We start from the raw sequence: 13,850 nt of genomic DNA, 5'->3' as shown, positions 1-13,850 counted from the left end.
CCTTCTCCTCGTCCTACGCCCTATTGTCCGGCAGGGTCGCCGGGCAGTCCAGCGCCGTCCGGGTTGGCCACGGGGTTACTGACCCAGATGGCATCGAGGATCAGGCGGTCCTCTTCCGTGGCGAGCTCGCTGTAGGAGAGCTGGAGCAAGGCCTCGACACCGGCCTCCTGACGGATCGGATCGAGGGAGGTCGCAGCGTCGATGGCCCACTGCGTCCGTCGCCACCACTCGGCGCGGTCATCGGCGCGTCTCTTCTGCTCGAGCGCGGCGCGGTCCGCCGTCGCGCGCTGACGGAGCGTGGCGAAGGCCATGACGGTGGCGAGCACCGCGGCGAGGAGGACGGCGAAGGGCGCGAGGGCACCGACGATCTCCCACCACTGCGCACCCCCACGGTGGGATCTGTGACGCCCGGCGCGGGCGGCGTCGTGGCGTTCGCGATGCTGACGGCGTTCATGGCGTCAGCGTAACCACGCCCGCCCCCGTTACCGGGGCTCGCTCACCGCGGCCCGACAACCGGGCGGCTGTCACCCGTTCGACGTCGGACCGCCGCGATCGCTCAGCCTCATGATGGACAGGTGCCGCCCCTACGCCGTCCAGGGCGGGCGATCACCCGCATAACGGCGCCTCAGCCGATACGGACCGCGTGCAGCACGGCGTCGCTGATCTGCACCTCGCGGCCGTCCTTCGACTCCATGCGCGGGCGCGATTCGCAGATCCGGATGTCCCACGTCTCGTCGAGCAGCGCCGCGATCTGCTCAGGGGTGTGGAACAGGTCCGCTTGGTGCGGCCGGCCGATACCGGAGTGGAGGTCCGAGGGATCGTGCGCGACGATCAGGAGGCTTCCTGCCGATCCCACGAGGGAAGCCAGCATGGCGAACACCTGCGAGCGTTCGGGCTCCGGCAGGTGCATGAACTGCACGGTGACGAGGTCCAGGTCCCGAGGGAGCTCCGGGGAGGCGAGGAGATCCACGCGCTGCCAGGTCAGACGTCGGGCGACGGAGTCCTCAAGATCGAGAGCGTGCTCGCGCGCTCGGGACAGCGCGACCTCCGAGACGTCGATGCCGAGCACGTCCCACCCGCGGGAGGCGAGCCAGGCGGCGTCGGCCCCCTCGCCACAACCGACGTCCAGGGCGCGCCCCGGACTCAGGTGCTCCACGACCGAGACGAGCTGCCGGTTGGGCCTGCCGCTCCAGATCTGCGGGCGCTGGCCGTAGCGCTCGTCCCAGAATTCCTGCGTGTACTCAACCAGCACGGCGAACCTCTTCCTCCATGACCTCGGTGGTCGTCACCTCGGTGGTCCTGGTACCGACGCTACGCCCGAGCAGGGCACTGTCGAGCCCATTCTCGTGCCCTCTTTCCAGCCCTCGTTCCAGCCCCGCCTCGAGTCCGGTTTCGAGCCCACTCTCGAGTCCGGTCGCGAGTCCGTGGCGGCGAGCGCTGTTCACGCGGTTGTTCACGGCCGCCTCCGACGCCGCCGAGAAGACGCCCTTCCTACCCTCCACCGCCCACGCCGTCTCCTCCTGGACGAGGTCCGCGTTGATGGCCGCTCCCGCCATCGTTCCCTCCGCCGCCGCGACGACCACCTGGGCCGCGAGATTCGAGACGTTGCCGGCCACGTAGACGCCCTGCACGGCAGTCACGCCCATCGGGCCCCCGGTCAGGGCGTGGCCCATCCCGGACGGATGCGCCTCGGCGAGGAGTCCGAGGGAGGACACCACATCGGTGCGTGCCTGCATCCGCGTGCCCACGGCGAGGGCCTCAAGGTCGAAGCGCCTGCCCGACTCCACCGTCACCCCGGAGAGGACACCGTCGGCGTCGTCGACGGACAGCACCGCGCCGTCGACCACGCGGATTCCTCGCGCCGACAGGCGGTCCCAGTCGTCCTCGCTCGGCGTCACGGTGTCGTTGAGGAAGAGGGTGATGTCCTCGGACCACTGCCGGAACAGGAGGGTCTGGTGCACCGACAGGGGACCGGTGCCGAGCACGCCGATGCGCTGACCGCGGATCTCGTAGCCGTGGCAGTACGGGCAGTGCACCACGCCCGCACCCCAGTGGTTGCGGAGGCCCGGGATGTCCGGCAGGCCGTCCTCGAGCCCGGTCGCGAGGAGGAGCCGCCGGCCGATCGCGCGGCCACCGTCGGCCAGGGTGACGGTGAAGCCGGCGTCCGTCCGTTCGGCGCCGACCACCTCGCCCCGGCGCACCGCGGCACCGTAGCCCTCGGCCTCGGCGCGCCCTGCCTCGAGCAGATGGAGAGGGGACATGCCCTCCCGCGTGAGGAAGCCGTGCACCCCGGCAGCCGGGGCGTTGCGCGGCTCGCCGGCGTCGATCACCAGGACGGACCGCAGCGCGCGGGCCAGGGTCACGGCGGCGCTCAGTCCGGCGGCACCGCCACCCACGACGACGACGTCGTACCGCCCGTCGGGTGCGGCGTCGTGTCCGACGTCGTCCGTCCTGTCTCTCCCGAGTCCGTCGCCGCTCGCGCGGCCGCCGTCCGGGTGCTGCCATGTGGATGTCATGTCCGTACCTCCTGGTGCTGGTGGAGCTTCCACTCTCCTTCTGCTGCGTTCGGAAGTGCAACATCTGTTGCCGATATGGCAAAGTAAGGGGATGGCTACTGACTTCGACGCGGTGCTCGACGCCGTCGGTCCGCGACTCCGAGCACTGCGAGCGCAACGCAACCTCACGCTGGGTGAGGTGTCGGCGGCGTCCGGCGTCTCCGTCAGTACCCTCTCCAGGCTGGAATCGGGGCAGCGACGGGCCACGCTCGACCTGCTGCTACCCATCGCGAAGCTCTACGGCGTACCGCTCGACGACCTCGTGGGCGCGCCCGCGACGGGGGATCCGCGCATCCACCTCACTCCGGTGGAGCACCACGGCATGACCGCCATCCCCCTGACACGGCGTCCCGGCGGCGTGCAGGCCTTCAAGATGGTGCTCGCAGGCGACGCGCGGGGCACCGAGCCGGACCTGCAGGTGCACGAGGGTTACGAGTGGCTGTACATCCTCAACGGCACGCTCCGGCTGGTACTCGGCGAGAACGACTTCCTGCTGCGGCCGGGGGAGGCCGCCGAGTTCGACACCCACACCCCTCACTGGTTCGCGAGCGCCGACGGCGGCCCGGTGGAGTTCATCAGCCTCTTCGGGCAGCAGGGTGAACGCATGCACGTCCGCGCGAGGCCACGACGCTCCTGACCTGTAGTCGCCCCCGCGCTCGACCGGCCCCGACCTCCTTCGAACCCCTCTGACCTGCCCTTCACCCACCTCTGACCCGCCTCCGATCGTGATGGCGCGCGCCGATAGGATGAGCGGAGCTTCGACACGACCGAGGCCTCGCTGGGAGGCCGCTGGGGACGGGACACTGATGACGAACGAGCACCTCGGGGACGCACACGACGACAGCGCTTTCCCGACCCGAGCAGGTCGACGCCGCGCGGCAGTCTCCGAGGAGCCGCAGCGTTTCGCCGACCGCTTCGCGCCCGAGGGGACCCTCCCGCGTGCGGAGGAGCCGATTGCGCGGGGTCTGCCCGGAGGTGCCGGCGAACCCGGCTTCGCGGAAATCGATCAAGCGGCAGGGCACCCGGACGACGACGTCGAGGCGACGGTGCGCCGCGTCCCGGCGGATCCCATCGACCCATCGCACGGCTTCGCCCCGCAGGCCGCCGGGCCTCTCGTGACCTCCGTACCGCAGGCGGAGCCTCCGGCATCGCCGCAGCCGGAGGCCGCTGAATACCCCGGGCCGGCGGCTTCGGATTCCCCGACCACGATCGACCACGTGCCGGGCGCCGTTTCGTCTCCGGCGCCGTCGCCCCGTCCACAGGACGCGCCTCGAGCCCAGGACACGCCGACCTCCGATGCGGCCTCGACCGCCCTCCGACCCCGCGGCACCAGGGCGTCGTTCCTGACGCCGGACACCGCCGTCGTGCCCGCCGAGAGCGGGCTGCGCGGGTTCCTCGCGCGGCTGGGCCTGAGGATCCCGCCCTCGCAGGCCGAGCTGGCCGTCCGCGCGGACGTCGCCGCGGTCAGCAGGCACTGGCCGGGCCCGCGGACCGTCTCGGTGGTCAACGGGAAGGGCGGCGCGAACAAGACGCCGACCACCGTGATGCTCTCCGCCGTGTTCGCCCGCAACGGTGGCGGCCCGGTGCTCGCCTGGGACAACAACGATGCGCGGGGCACCCTCGGCTGGCGGACCGAGCAGGGCCCGCACGAGGCGACCGTGCTGGACCTGCTCCCGCAGACCTCGACGCTCCTGGCGCCCTCCGCGCAGTCGGCGTTGCTCGCGCGCTTCGTGCACCACCAGACCGAGGACAAGTTCGACGTCCTCCGTTCGAAGCCCGATGTCCTCGCTTCGCAGCAGAAGGTGACGGCGGACGACTTCGACGCCCTGCACGAGGTGGCGTCGAAGTACTTCCGCCTGAACGTCGTGGACTCGGGAAACGACGAGACCGCCGAGCGATGGCTCCGCATGATCCACCACACCGACCAGTTGGTCATCGCGACCACAACGCTGGAGGAGCATGCCGAGGCAGGTGCGTTGCTGCTCGAAGCGCTCAGGACGAGGGGCGGCCGGTACGCGGAGCTGTCCGCGAACGCCGTCGTGATCGTCAGCCAGTCCGACAAGAACGGGACGCGGGCGCAGAGCCAGTCGATCGCCGACGGCTTCGGGCAGCTCGCGCGGCGGGCCGTCACCATCCCGTTCGACGCCGCTCTGATCAAGGGCCGCATCCGCTACGGCGCGCTCCGCCCAGCGACGCAGCGTGCCTGGCTGACCGCTGCCGCCGCCGTCGCGGAGGGCCTGTAGCGCACCGATACTCAGCTTGCTTATGAACTCTGTGCTTCCTAGGCTGGAGAGGCACCGACAGCCACGCTCTACGCAAGGGAGAACAGCATGTCCGCACACGAGATCACCGGCAAGAAGGTCGCCTTCCTCCTGACCGACGGGGTGGAGCAGATCGAACTGACCAGCCCCTGGAAGGCCGTCGAGGACGCCGGCGGCACACCCACGCTCGTCTCCCCGAAGACCGGAACGCTGCAGGGGTTCGACGGCATGGACAAGGCCGACACCTTCGAGGTGGACCTCGCGGTATCCGAAGCGAAGGCCGAGGACTTCGACGCGCTGGTGCTGCCGGGCGGCGTCGTGAACGCGGACTTCCTGCGGGTCGACACCGATGCCCAGGCCTTCGCCCGTGGCTTCTTCGAGCAGCACAAGCCCGTCGCCTCCATCTGCCACGGACCCTGGCTCCTCATCGACGCAGGAGTGATCAGCGGCAGGTCCGTGACCTCGTACCACACGCTCGCCACGGACCTGCGGAACGCGGGAGCCACGTGGAGTGACGAGGAAGTGGTGGTCGACCAGGGGCTCGTGACGAGCCGGACGCCGGACGACCTCGAGGCGTTCAACGCGAAGCTGCTCGAGGAGATCGCCGAGGGCCGGCACGAGGGCCAGACGGTCTGACCGCAGGAGCTATACAGCACCTCGCGCGTCGCATGGGAAAGGGCTCGCCGAACGGCGGGCCCTTTCCGTATGCCCTTCAGGGTGCGCTGTCCCCTCGGATAGCCAAGGAGGGGCGCGTGCGACAGGATCGAGGGATGACCGACCTCCCGTTCCCCGTCCAGCCGATGCTCGCGAAGGCCGTCGCCGAGGTACCCGAACCCGCCAGCGTGCCGGGCGGGCTCGTGTACGAACCGAAGTGGGACGGCTTCCGCGCGGTGATCAGGATCGACGACGGCTCGTGCGAGATCGGCAGCCGCGGTTCCAAGATGCTCACGCGGTACTTCCCGGAACTCGTCGCCGCGCTCCTCGAGAACCTCCCCGAGCGCTGCGTCGTCGACGGCGAGATCGTGGTGCGGCAGGGCGAAACGGGTGCCGAACGGTTGGACTGGGAGGCACTGTCCCAGCGCATCCACCCCGCGGAGAGCCGCATCACGCTGCTCGCCGGGCAGACACCGGCGTCCTTCGTCGCCTTCGATCTCCTCGCCCTCGACGACCACGACCTCACCGGCCTGCCGTTCTCCGCTCGGCGCGAGGCCCTCGAGGGCGTCGGAAGCACCTTCGCGTCACCCGTGCACCTCTCCCAGGTCACCCACGACGTCGATCTCGCCCGCCGGTGGCTCGTCGAGTTCGAGGGCGCGGGGCTCGACGGCGTGGTCGCCAAGCCGCTCAGCGCGGTCTACGAACCGAACAAGCGGCGCATGCTGAAGGTCAAGCACCACCGCAGCGCGGACACCGTGGTGCTCGGGTACCGCGTCCACACCTCCGGCCAGGGCGTCGGGTCCCTCCTCCTCGGCCTGTACGACGACGACGGCGAGCTGCAGAACGTCGGCGGAGTCTCCGCGTTCTCCAACGCGCGCCGCCTGGAGCTCGTGGACGAGCTCGCGCCGGACGTCATGCGTGACGACGACGGCGGGATCGAACGCGGAGCCACCGAACGCAGCCGCTTCGCCTCGGCCAAGGACGTCTCCTACATCAGGCTGCACCCGCGCCGGGTGGTCGAGGTCCGGTACGACCAGATGGAGGGCGCCCGCTTCCGCCACACGGTGCAGTTCGAGCGGTGGCGGCCTGATCGCGAGGCGCGCTCCTGCACCTTCGACCAGCTGGACATCCCCGCCGCGTACGACCTCAGCCGGGTGTTGGCCTGATCACCGCATCCGGTCCGGGCCCCGACGGCCCCCGTGGCGCCGGCCCCTCACACGCGGCCGGTGAGCAGCTGGGCCCGACCTACCTCAGCAGCGGCGTGACCTGGTCGACCGACGGCCCGGTGCTCTCACTCCACGCGGTCGAGGCAGATGCAACCGACCCGCCGACGCCGGGCGCCGATGCGGCTTCCGGTGGGGATGCTGCGGACCTCCGGCTCGAGCCGGGAACCACGCTCGCCTACGAGATCACGGCGGCGGGAAAGTACTGCCTCGGGTTCCACCGCGTGTACGGCCACGATGACAGGACCTGGACCGCGTGCGCCGAGCAGCGGCAGGCGGAGCGGGGGTACCAGTGCGGGAGGTGCTTCGCCCAGGACGACTTCCGGTTCATGCACGACATCCACCGCTCCGGAATCGCCCCGCCGGGGCTCAAGCGCTACCTCGACCAGCCGCACTGGCTCTACGTCGCCACCTTCGCCGACGGCTCCACCAAGGTGGGCACGGCCTCGCACCTGCGCAAGCGAGCCCGCCTCGTGGAGCAGGGAGCCGTCGTCGCGCAGTACGTGGCGCACGCCGCCGACGGACGCGTGGTCCGCCTGCTCGAGGACGAGCTGACCCGCGGCGTCGGACTCCAGCAGGCGGTCCGTTCGAGCGCCAAGGCGGCCGCGCTGTGCGCGCCGCTCGCGCAGACCCGCCTCGAGGACGTCAACGACGGCTTCGCCCACGCCGCGCGGGGGCTGCTCGGGAGCGGAGTGGACGTCGAAGGTTTCGAGGTGGTGCACGAGGAGTTCGACCCGCCGTCGTCCTGGACCTCCCTCCGTTCGCTCACCGGGCCCCAGCCGTATCCCGGGTTCCTCGGGGAGGGGCACCACGGTTTCCTCGTGCGGGACGTCCTCGGCCCCTCGGCGCTCGTGGGGATCGAGGGGACGGACGTCCTGTTCGTCGCAGACCTCGCGCAGCTCAAGGGCCGTCGGCTGCGCTTCGGGCGGTTCAGCACGCCGGTGCCCACGGTGCAGGAAGCGCTGTTCTGATCGGCGCCGGTGCATCGGCAGTAGAATCGGACCATGCTGAACACGCCCTGGGAGACCGGCTCGGACCTCTACCGCAAGCTCGTGGTGTCCGGTCTCGTGACCACCGCGATCGGCATCCTCGTCGCCATCCTCGGAGCGGCGACCGGCCGGAGCGCCCTGGTGTACACCGGCGTCGCGGTGATCGTGCTCGGGATGATCTGCCACCTCGCCGGCATGGTGATCCGCACCCGCGACATGCGCCGGCGGCTGAAGGGCCCGCGCTGAGTCCCGCCGCTCCGACCCCCACTGCTCCGGCTGCCGACCGGCCGGCCCGGCATCCCGCCCACCCGCAGCGCCACCACGGCGCGGCACCACCCACGAGGGAGTCCCCATGACGATCGACCCCGGCCTGCAGGGCCGCAGCTACCCGGCGGGGGAGCCCTACGCCGTCGGGCGCGAAGCCGTCCGGGATTTCGCACGCGCCGTCAAGGCCACGCATCCGGCGCACTACGACGTCGACGCCGCGCGGGCTCTGGGGCACGCGGATCTCGTGGCCCCGCCCACGTTCGCGATCATCGTGGCGCAGCGTGCCGACGCGCAGCTCATCACCGATCCGAGCGCGGGTATCGATTTCACCCGCGTGGTCCACGCCGACCAGCGCTTCACGCACCACCGCCCCATCGTCGCCGGCGACCAGCTGGTGGCGGAGCTCCACGTGGACCAGGTCCGCGCCATGGGCGGGGGCGCCATGATCACCACGCGTGCGGAGATCTCGACCATCGACGGCGAGCGGACGGCCACGAGCACGTCGTCGCTGCTCGTCCGCGGGGAGGACCAGTAGCCATGACCATCGGCATCGACTCACTCGAGGTGGGGCAGCAGATCGGCTCCGCGACCCTCGACATCACGCGCACGGACCTCGTGCGCTACGCCGGGGCGTCGGGTGACCTCAACCCCATCCACTGGAACCAGTCCTTCGCCGAGGGCGTCGGTCTTCCCGGTGTGATTGCGCACGGCATGTTCACCATGGGCGCGGCCGTCCAGCTCGTCACCGACTGGGTGGGCGACCCGGCCGCCGTCGTCGATTACCAGACGCGCTTCACCAAGCCGGTGATCGTCGAGGACACCACCGCTCAGCCCGGTGTGCCCGGCGCCGTGGTCGAGGTGACCGGCGTGGTGGGAGCCCTCGACACCGAGGCGTCGACCGCGCGGATCGACCTCACCGTCACGTACGGGGGCCAGAAGGTCCTCGTGAAGGCACAGGCCGTGGTGAGGCTCCCGTGAGCGCCCCCATGACCGGTACGCCGCTGGCCGGATTGACGACGGCGCGGGTCGGAGGGCCTGCGCGCACGATCGTCGAGGCCTCGACCGAGCAGGAGATCGTGGAGGCGGTACGCACTGCGGACGCCGCCGGCGAGCCACTCCTCATCATCAGCGGGGGCTCCAACCTGATCATCGGTGACGCCGGCTTCGACGGCACCGTCGTCCACATCACCTCGAGCGGATTCACGGTGAACGACGACGACGCCACGTGTGGTGGCGTGATGGTGAAGGTGCAGGCGGGTCATGACTGGGAGGACCTCGTCCGCTACACGGTGATGCACGCGTTCTCCGGCCTGGAGGCGCTCTCCGGCATCCCCGGCTCCACTGGGGCCACGCCGGTGCAGAACGTCGGGGCATACGGCTCCGACGTCTCGCAGACCATCGCGACCGTCCGGACCCACGACCGCGAGACGGACAGCATCAAGAGCTTCACGAACTTCGAACTGCAGTTCGGGTACCGCGACTCGCTGCTCAAGCGATCCACCGTGAACGGCTCGCCGCGCTACGTGGTCCTGACCGTCGAGTTCCAGCTCGGGCTCGGACGCATGAGCACCCCGATCAGGTACGCCGAGCTGGCGCGCGCCCTCGGCATCGAGGTGGGCGGCCGCACCTACGCGACGGACGTGCGGCGCGAGGTGTTGAGACTCCGCGCGGGCAAGGGCATGGTGCTCGACACCCCGGAGGCGCCCGACCCCGACACGTGGAGCACCGGCTCGTTCTTCACGAACCCGATCGTTGCAGCGCCGGTCGCCGACGCCCTGCCCGACGCCGCGCCGCGGTACCCCGCGGGCGGTGACGGCCAGGTGAAGCTCAGTGCCGCGTGGTTGATCGAGCATGCAGGCTTCGGCAAGGGCTTCGGCCTGTCCGTCGACGACGCCGGTCATGCGGCGGCCGGTGGCCGCGCCTCGCTCTCCACCAAGCACACGCTCGCGCTCACCAACCGGGGAGGGGCGACGACGTCGGACCTGCTCGCCGTCGCGCGGCTGGTGCGCGACGGAGTGGAGCAGCGTTTCGGGATTCGTCTCGAGCCCGAGCCGCTGCTCGTCAACTGCTCGCTCTGATCGCACTCGGAGCGCCCACGGCAACTAGAGCGCGGGGGACCGGCGGGCCTGCTCGGCCGCCGCGCGCGTGAGGACGACGTCCGGCCAGCTGTCCTCCCGCGCCACGAGACGCCGGGTGCAGAGCCACTGGGCGAGCCGCGAGGCGACGCTGATCTGCGCCAGCCGGTCGTGGAAGTCGGGGAGCAGCGTCGGTGGGGAGAGGAACGCGGGCAGCGCGTGCAGCAGGTCCCGGGCGCCCATCACCCGGACGTAGGGCTCGTCCGTGCCGAACTGACGTTCGAGGGTGAGCAATGCACGTTCGTCCTCGGTGAGGTGCAGGGCGGCGTCGTGTTCGAGGTAGTCGCGCAGGTGCCGATGGACCCGCTCGTACCGCAGCAGGCTCTCCGGGTGACGCGTGTGGCCGCTCGTCGCGAAGAACCGCCGGAGGATGCTGTCTGCGTTCTGGAGTTCCATGCGCTCATCCTGCCCGTGGCCTCCGACTTTTTGACTCGCGGCCCCGCACCGCGCAGGGTGAGGGCCATGACCGCCGTTCTCCGCCCCTGGAGGCCGGAGGACGCGCCGGCCCTTGCTGCGGCGCTCCGAGCCGACGCCGACCTTCTGAGCCAGTTCCCGGGCGTCGAGTCCTTCACGGTGTCGGAGGCACGCGAGCACATCCACACCCACCTCTCCAGTACGGCGTCGGCGCGTATCTGGGCCGTCGACGTGGACGGCGTTGCCGTTGGGAACGTGGGGCTGTCCGGTATCGAGTGGCGTCACGATACGGCGTGGGCGTACTACTGGTTGGCGTCGTCCGTCCGTGGTCGCGGTCTCGCATCCCGTGCGCTGGCGTCGGTCTCGAGCGCGGCGTTCGAGGACGGGCTGTTCCGCCTCGAGCTCGGGCACCGCCTGAACAACCCGGCCTCCTGCGCGGTCGCGGTGCGCGCCGGTTACATCGCCGAGGGCATCGAACGCCGGAAACTGCGCTACGGGTACGAGCGGTTCGACGTCGAGACCCATGCCAGGCTCCGCACCGACCCGACGCCGGACCTGGAACCCCTTCCGATCGTCGACAGCCGCGCCTGACGACGCCTCGACGGTCGCGTGGACGGTTTCAGCTCCTGGAGGGACCGGACATGCGGCGTCGACTCGACGTCGTCGGTGCGGAGCGGGGCTCAGCGACCGCCGGGAATGTCCAGCCTGATCGCGCCGCGGACGGAGCCCGCGGTGGTGGTCAGGTCGAAACCGAGACTCCGCAGCAGGTTCTGCGCGGCACTGTTCCCCACCGTGGTCTCGGCGCATACGGACACCGCACCGAGGAGTGCGGCCTCCTCCAGCACGGCGTCGACAGCCGCCCTGCCGAGTCCCCGTCCGCGGGCGTCCCGGGTGAGCCAGATCCCCGTCTCGAGGACACCCGCCTCATCGGTGGCCTGCAGGCGGACGGACCCGACGACGTCGTCCCCCACGGTTACGGCCCACGTGACTTCCCCGGCGGGGCCGGACAGTCCCTGCCGACAGCACCGATGGTAGCTCCGTAGCCAGGCCGTCCGCTCCGGCGTCCACGCGCCGCCGCCCGTCAGCGGCGGGGTCACGTCGTCGGCGGTGGCTCCTACGGTCGCGGCCGCGACGAGCCGTTCGAGTACCTCCGTATCGACCGGCGCGAGCCGGACCGGGGTGGGCTGGGCGGGCGGCACGCGAGCGTGTGCCGCTAGAGGTTGCCGGTGGCGATCATCAGCATGCGGCGGAGCGGCTCGGCCGCGCCCCACAGCAACTGGTCGCCCACCGTGAACGCGCTGATGTACTCCGGGCCCATCTCGAGCTTACGGATGCGCCCCACGGGTACCTCCAGCGATCCGGTGGCGGCCACGGGGGTGAGCCCGGCGAGGGTGTCCACCTTCGTGTTGGGGATGACCCGCACCCAGTCGTTGTCCGCCGCGATGATGCGCTCCAGCTCGGCGACCGGGACGTCCTCGGTGAGCTTGAGCGTCAGCGCCTGCGAGTGCGAGCGCAGGGCCCCTACCCGCACGCAGAGGCCGTCGAAGGGGATGCGCGTGCCGAGTCCGAGGATCTTGTTGGTCTCCGCGCCCGCCTTCCACTCCTCGCGGGACTGGCCGTTGCCGAGATCGGCGTCGATCCACGGGATCACCGATCCCGCCAGGGGCACGCCGAACTGCGAGGCCTCGAGGCTCGGGTGGCGCTGCTTGGCGAGGATGGCGCGGTCGATGTCGAGGATCGCGGATGCGGGGTCGTCCAGGTTGGTGGCCACGACGCCGTGCAACGCGCCGAACTGGTTGAGCAGCTCGCGCATGTGGCGGGCGCCGCCGCCCGACGCGGCCTGGTAGGTCATGGAGGTGCCCCACTCCACGAGGCCGTTGCGGAAGAGACCGCCGAGGGCCATGAGCATGCAGGAGACGGTGCAGTTGCCGCCGATGAAGTCCCGCGTGCCGTTCGCGAGCGCGGCGTCGATCACGCGGCGGTTCACGGGGTCGAGCACGATCACGCTGTCGTCGCCCATGCGCAGCGTGGACGCCGCGTCGAGCCACAGGCCGGTCCAGCCGGCGTCGCGGAGCTTCGGGTACACCTCGGCGGTGTAGTCGCCGCCCTGCGCGGTCACGATGATCGGCAACTTCGCGAGCGTCTCGACGTCGTACGCGTCCTGAAGCGTCCCCGCACCCTCCGCGAAGGACGGCGCCGCGCCGCCCGCTGCGGACGTGGAGAAGAAGACGGGGTTCACACGGGCGAAGTCGCCTTCGTCCTGGAGCCGCTGCATGAGGACCGAGCCGACCATGCCGCGCCAGCCCACGAAGCCGACGGAAGGAAGAGAAGTCATGTCGTCGAGTTTATGGGGCGGCCACGGGTGTCCCGCTTCATGACCCGCAGTCCGGGCTGACGGGGGAGTTCCGACGGCGTCGGGAGGCCGCGCTGCTTCCGGAGCCGATCGGCACGGACCTCGATCACCATGTACCGCGCGAAGAGGGCGGTCACGGCGAGGAACATGAGCGGAATGACCCAGATGAACAGGGGCGGTGCCGGGATGTCGCGAAGGTAGGACGACGCGATGAGCCCGACCGTCCCGAGGGTCACGAGAGCGCAGATCGCCACGGAGGCGATGTATCCCCCGGCCGTCGTGATCTTGGGGCCGATCCCCTTCCTGCCGTTGCCGAACTCCTCCGGCAGGTAGCTCACCAGCTCGCCGTTCTGGCCGCGGGACAGGATGCGCTCCTGTCCCGTCTCGCGGACGAGCCGCTCATGCTCGGCGGTCGTCGCCGCGTCCCGGCGCTGTCGTGCGGCGTCGTACACCATGCCATGCTCCTCCGTGTCGGGTCGAGATCTGGACGTCGGCGTCGGGATCAGTAGGGCGAGAGCGAGGGCACCGGCAGGCCGCGTTCCTTCCGGAGCCGGTCGGCGCGAATCTCGATGACCATGTAGCGCGCGAAGAGCGCGACGACTCCCAGCCAGAGCAGGGGCATGAGCCATACCCAGGCGGGTTGCTCGAACTCGGGTGTCGGGTCGAGCCTCTGGACCCCCAGGACGGCGACGAGAATGACGAGGAAGACCGAGAGGATGCTCACGAAGACGATGTAGCCCCTCGCCGTCGTGATGGTCGGGCCGATACTCTTGCGGCCGTTGCCGTACTCCTCCGGCAGGTAACTGACGAGTTGACCGTTCTGGGCCCGAGACAGGATGCGCTGCTGTCCGGTCTCGCGGACGAGCCGCTCGTGCTCCGCAGTTGTCACGTCGTCCCGGCGCTGCCGCGCGGCGTCGTAGCTCATGTCGGCCTGCCCTCAGTGGTTCGGGTGTCCCGTGGTCGGGACCGTGCTGTCCGACCGATCCTAGAGCTGGTGCC

General features: G+C 70.6%; 18 protein-coding genes. 10 read left to right on the top strand and 8 right to left on the bottom strand.

Annotated features, from left to right (window positions below):
• Nucleotides 1-20: 20 nt before the first annotated feature.
• From AC4D16_RS06070 to AC4D16_RS06060, 3 genes are all read right to left on the bottom strand, one after another.
• A complete protein-coding gene (locus AC4D16_RS06070; protein WP_490954287.1) occupies nucleotides 21-326 on the bottom strand; it encodes a hypothetical protein in 306 nt (101 codons plus the stop codon).
• A gap of 299 nt (nucleotides 327-625) precedes the next feature.
• Nucleotides 626-1,252: a class I SAM-dependent methyltransferase gene (locus tag AC4D16_RS06065; RefSeq protein WP_490954286.1), complete on the bottom strand. Its 627-nt coding sequence runs from the start codon at nucleotides 1,250-1,252 to the stop codon at nucleotides 626-628.
• Nucleotides 1,242-2,516, bottom strand: a complete 1,275-nt coding sequence (locus AC4D16_RS06060) for an NAD(P)/FAD-dependent oxidoreductase (protein WP_490954285.1) — start codon at nucleotides 2,514-2,516, stop codon at nucleotides 1,242-1,244. Before AC4D16_RS06060 ends, AC4D16_RS06065 begins: the two co-directional genes overlap by 11 nt.
• A gap of 91 nt (nucleotides 2,517-2,607) precedes the next feature.
• Between AC4D16_RS06060 and AC4D16_RS06055 the strand changes: the two genes are divergently transcribed.
• The 9 genes from AC4D16_RS06055 to AC4D16_RS06015 all read left to right on the top strand — a co-directional run bounded on the left by AC4D16_RS06055 (nucleotide 2,608) and on the right by AC4D16_RS06015 (nucleotide 10,027).
• Nucleotides 2,608-3,192, top strand: a complete 585-nt coding sequence (locus AC4D16_RS06055) for a helix-turn-helix domain-containing protein (protein WP_490948280.1) — start codon at nucleotides 2,608-2,610, stop codon at nucleotides 3,190-3,192.
• Between the two features lie 169 nt (nucleotides 3,193-3,361).
• Complete coding sequence (locus AC4D16_RS06050; RefSeq protein ID WP_490954284.1) at nucleotides 3,362-4,798, top strand: MinD/ParA family ATP-binding protein; 1,437 nt, start codon at nucleotides 3,362-3,364, stop codon at nucleotides 4,796-4,798.
• A gap of 87 nt (nucleotides 4,799-4,885) precedes the next feature.
• Nucleotides 4,886-5,452, top strand: coding sequence for a type 1 glutamine amidotransferase domain-containing protein (locus AC4D16_RS06045; protein ID WP_490948282.1), 567 nt, complete (start codon nucleotides 4,886-4,888; stop codon nucleotides 5,450-5,452).
• Between the two features lie 134 nt (nucleotides 5,453-5,586).
• On the top strand, nucleotides 5,587-6,636 hold the full coding sequence (locus AC4D16_RS06040) for an ATP-dependent DNA ligase (protein WP_490948283.1): 1,050 nt from the start codon (nucleotides 5,587-5,589) through the stop codon (nucleotides 6,634-6,636).
• Nucleotides 6,637-6,731: 95 nt separating this feature from the next.
• Nucleotides 6,732-7,664 (top strand): DUF2797 domain-containing protein, encoded by a 933-nt coding sequence (locus AC4D16_RS06035; protein ID WP_490954283.1) that lies wholly within the window; start codon nucleotides 6,732-6,734, stop codon nucleotides 7,662-7,664.
• A gap of 33 nt (nucleotides 7,665-7,697) precedes the next feature.
• Nucleotides 7,698-7,928, top strand: coding sequence for a hypothetical protein (locus AC4D16_RS06030; RefSeq protein ID WP_490948285.1), 231 nt, complete (start codon nucleotides 7,698-7,700; stop codon nucleotides 7,926-7,928).
• A 106-nt stretch (nucleotides 7,929-8,034) separates the two neighbouring features.
• Entirely contained in the window at nucleotides 8,035-8,484 is a 450-nt protein-coding gene (locus AC4D16_RS06025) for an FAS1-like dehydratase domain-containing protein (protein WP_490954282.1), read from the top strand.
• Between the two features lie 2 nt (nucleotides 8,485-8,486).
• The gene (locus AC4D16_RS06020) at nucleotides 8,487-8,927 is read left to right on the top strand and encodes a MaoC family dehydratase (protein WP_490948287.1); all 441 of its coding nucleotides are present in this window, start codon (nucleotides 8,487-8,489) and stop codon (nucleotides 8,925-8,927) included.
• A gap of 8 nt (nucleotides 8,928-8,935) precedes the next feature.
• Nucleotides 8,936-10,027, top strand: coding sequence for a UDP-N-acetylmuramate dehydrogenase (locus AC4D16_RS06015; protein ID WP_490954680.1), 1,092 nt, complete (start codon nucleotides 8,936-8,938; stop codon nucleotides 10,025-10,027).
• A gap of 24 nt (nucleotides 10,028-10,051) precedes the next feature.
• On the opposite strand, the gene AC4D16_RS06010 is transcribed toward AC4D16_RS06015, so the two are convergent.
• On the bottom strand, nucleotides 10,052-10,480 hold the full coding sequence (locus tag AC4D16_RS06010) for a hypothetical protein (RefSeq protein ID WP_490948288.1): 429 nt from the start codon (nucleotides 10,478-10,480) through the stop codon (nucleotides 10,052-10,054).
• A gap of 66 nt (nucleotides 10,481-10,546) precedes the next feature.
• Between AC4D16_RS06010 and AC4D16_RS06005 the strand changes: the two genes are divergently transcribed.
• The gene (locus tag AC4D16_RS06005; protein ID WP_490954281.1) at nucleotides 10,547-11,089 is read left to right on the top strand and encodes a GNAT family N-acetyltransferase; all 543 of its coding nucleotides are present in this window, start codon (nucleotides 10,547-10,549) and stop codon (nucleotides 11,087-11,089) included.
• A gap of 89 nt (nucleotides 11,090-11,178) precedes the next feature.
• On the opposite strand, the gene AC4D16_RS06000 is transcribed toward AC4D16_RS06005, so the two are convergent.
• The 4 genes from AC4D16_RS06000 to AC4D16_RS05985 are packed head-to-tail and all read right to left on the bottom strand — an operon-like array spanning nucleotide 11,179 to nucleotide 13,776.
• Nucleotides 11,179-11,697: a GNAT family N-acetyltransferase gene (locus AC4D16_RS06000; protein WP_490954280.1), complete on the bottom strand. Its 519-nt coding sequence runs from the start codon at nucleotides 11,695-11,697 to the stop codon at nucleotides 11,179-11,181.
• A 14-nt stretch (nucleotides 11,698-11,711) separates the two neighbouring features.
• Nucleotides 11,712-12,833 (bottom strand): aspartate-semialdehyde dehydrogenase, encoded by a 1,122-nt coding sequence (gene asd / locus AC4D16_RS05995; protein WP_490948291.1) that lies wholly within the window; start codon nucleotides 12,831-12,833, stop codon nucleotides 11,712-11,714.
• Nucleotides 12,830-13,306: a hypothetical protein gene (locus AC4D16_RS05990; protein ID WP_490954279.1), complete on the bottom strand. Its 477-nt coding sequence runs from the start codon at nucleotides 13,304-13,306 to the stop codon at nucleotides 12,830-12,832. The genes asd and AC4D16_RS05990 overlap by 4 nt, the downstream gene beginning before the upstream one ends.
• Before the next feature lie 47 nt (nucleotides 13,307-13,353).
• A complete protein-coding gene (locus AC4D16_RS05985) occupies nucleotides 13,354-13,776 on the bottom strand; it encodes a hypothetical protein (protein WP_490954278.1) in 423 nt (140 codons plus the stop codon).
• Between the last annotated feature and the right edge of the window lie 74 nt (nucleotides 13,777-13,850).

This window comes from Arthrobacter sp. TJ-236, assembly GCF_058269235.1.
This window is presented reverse-complemented; position numbering and strand designations above follow the sequence as displayed.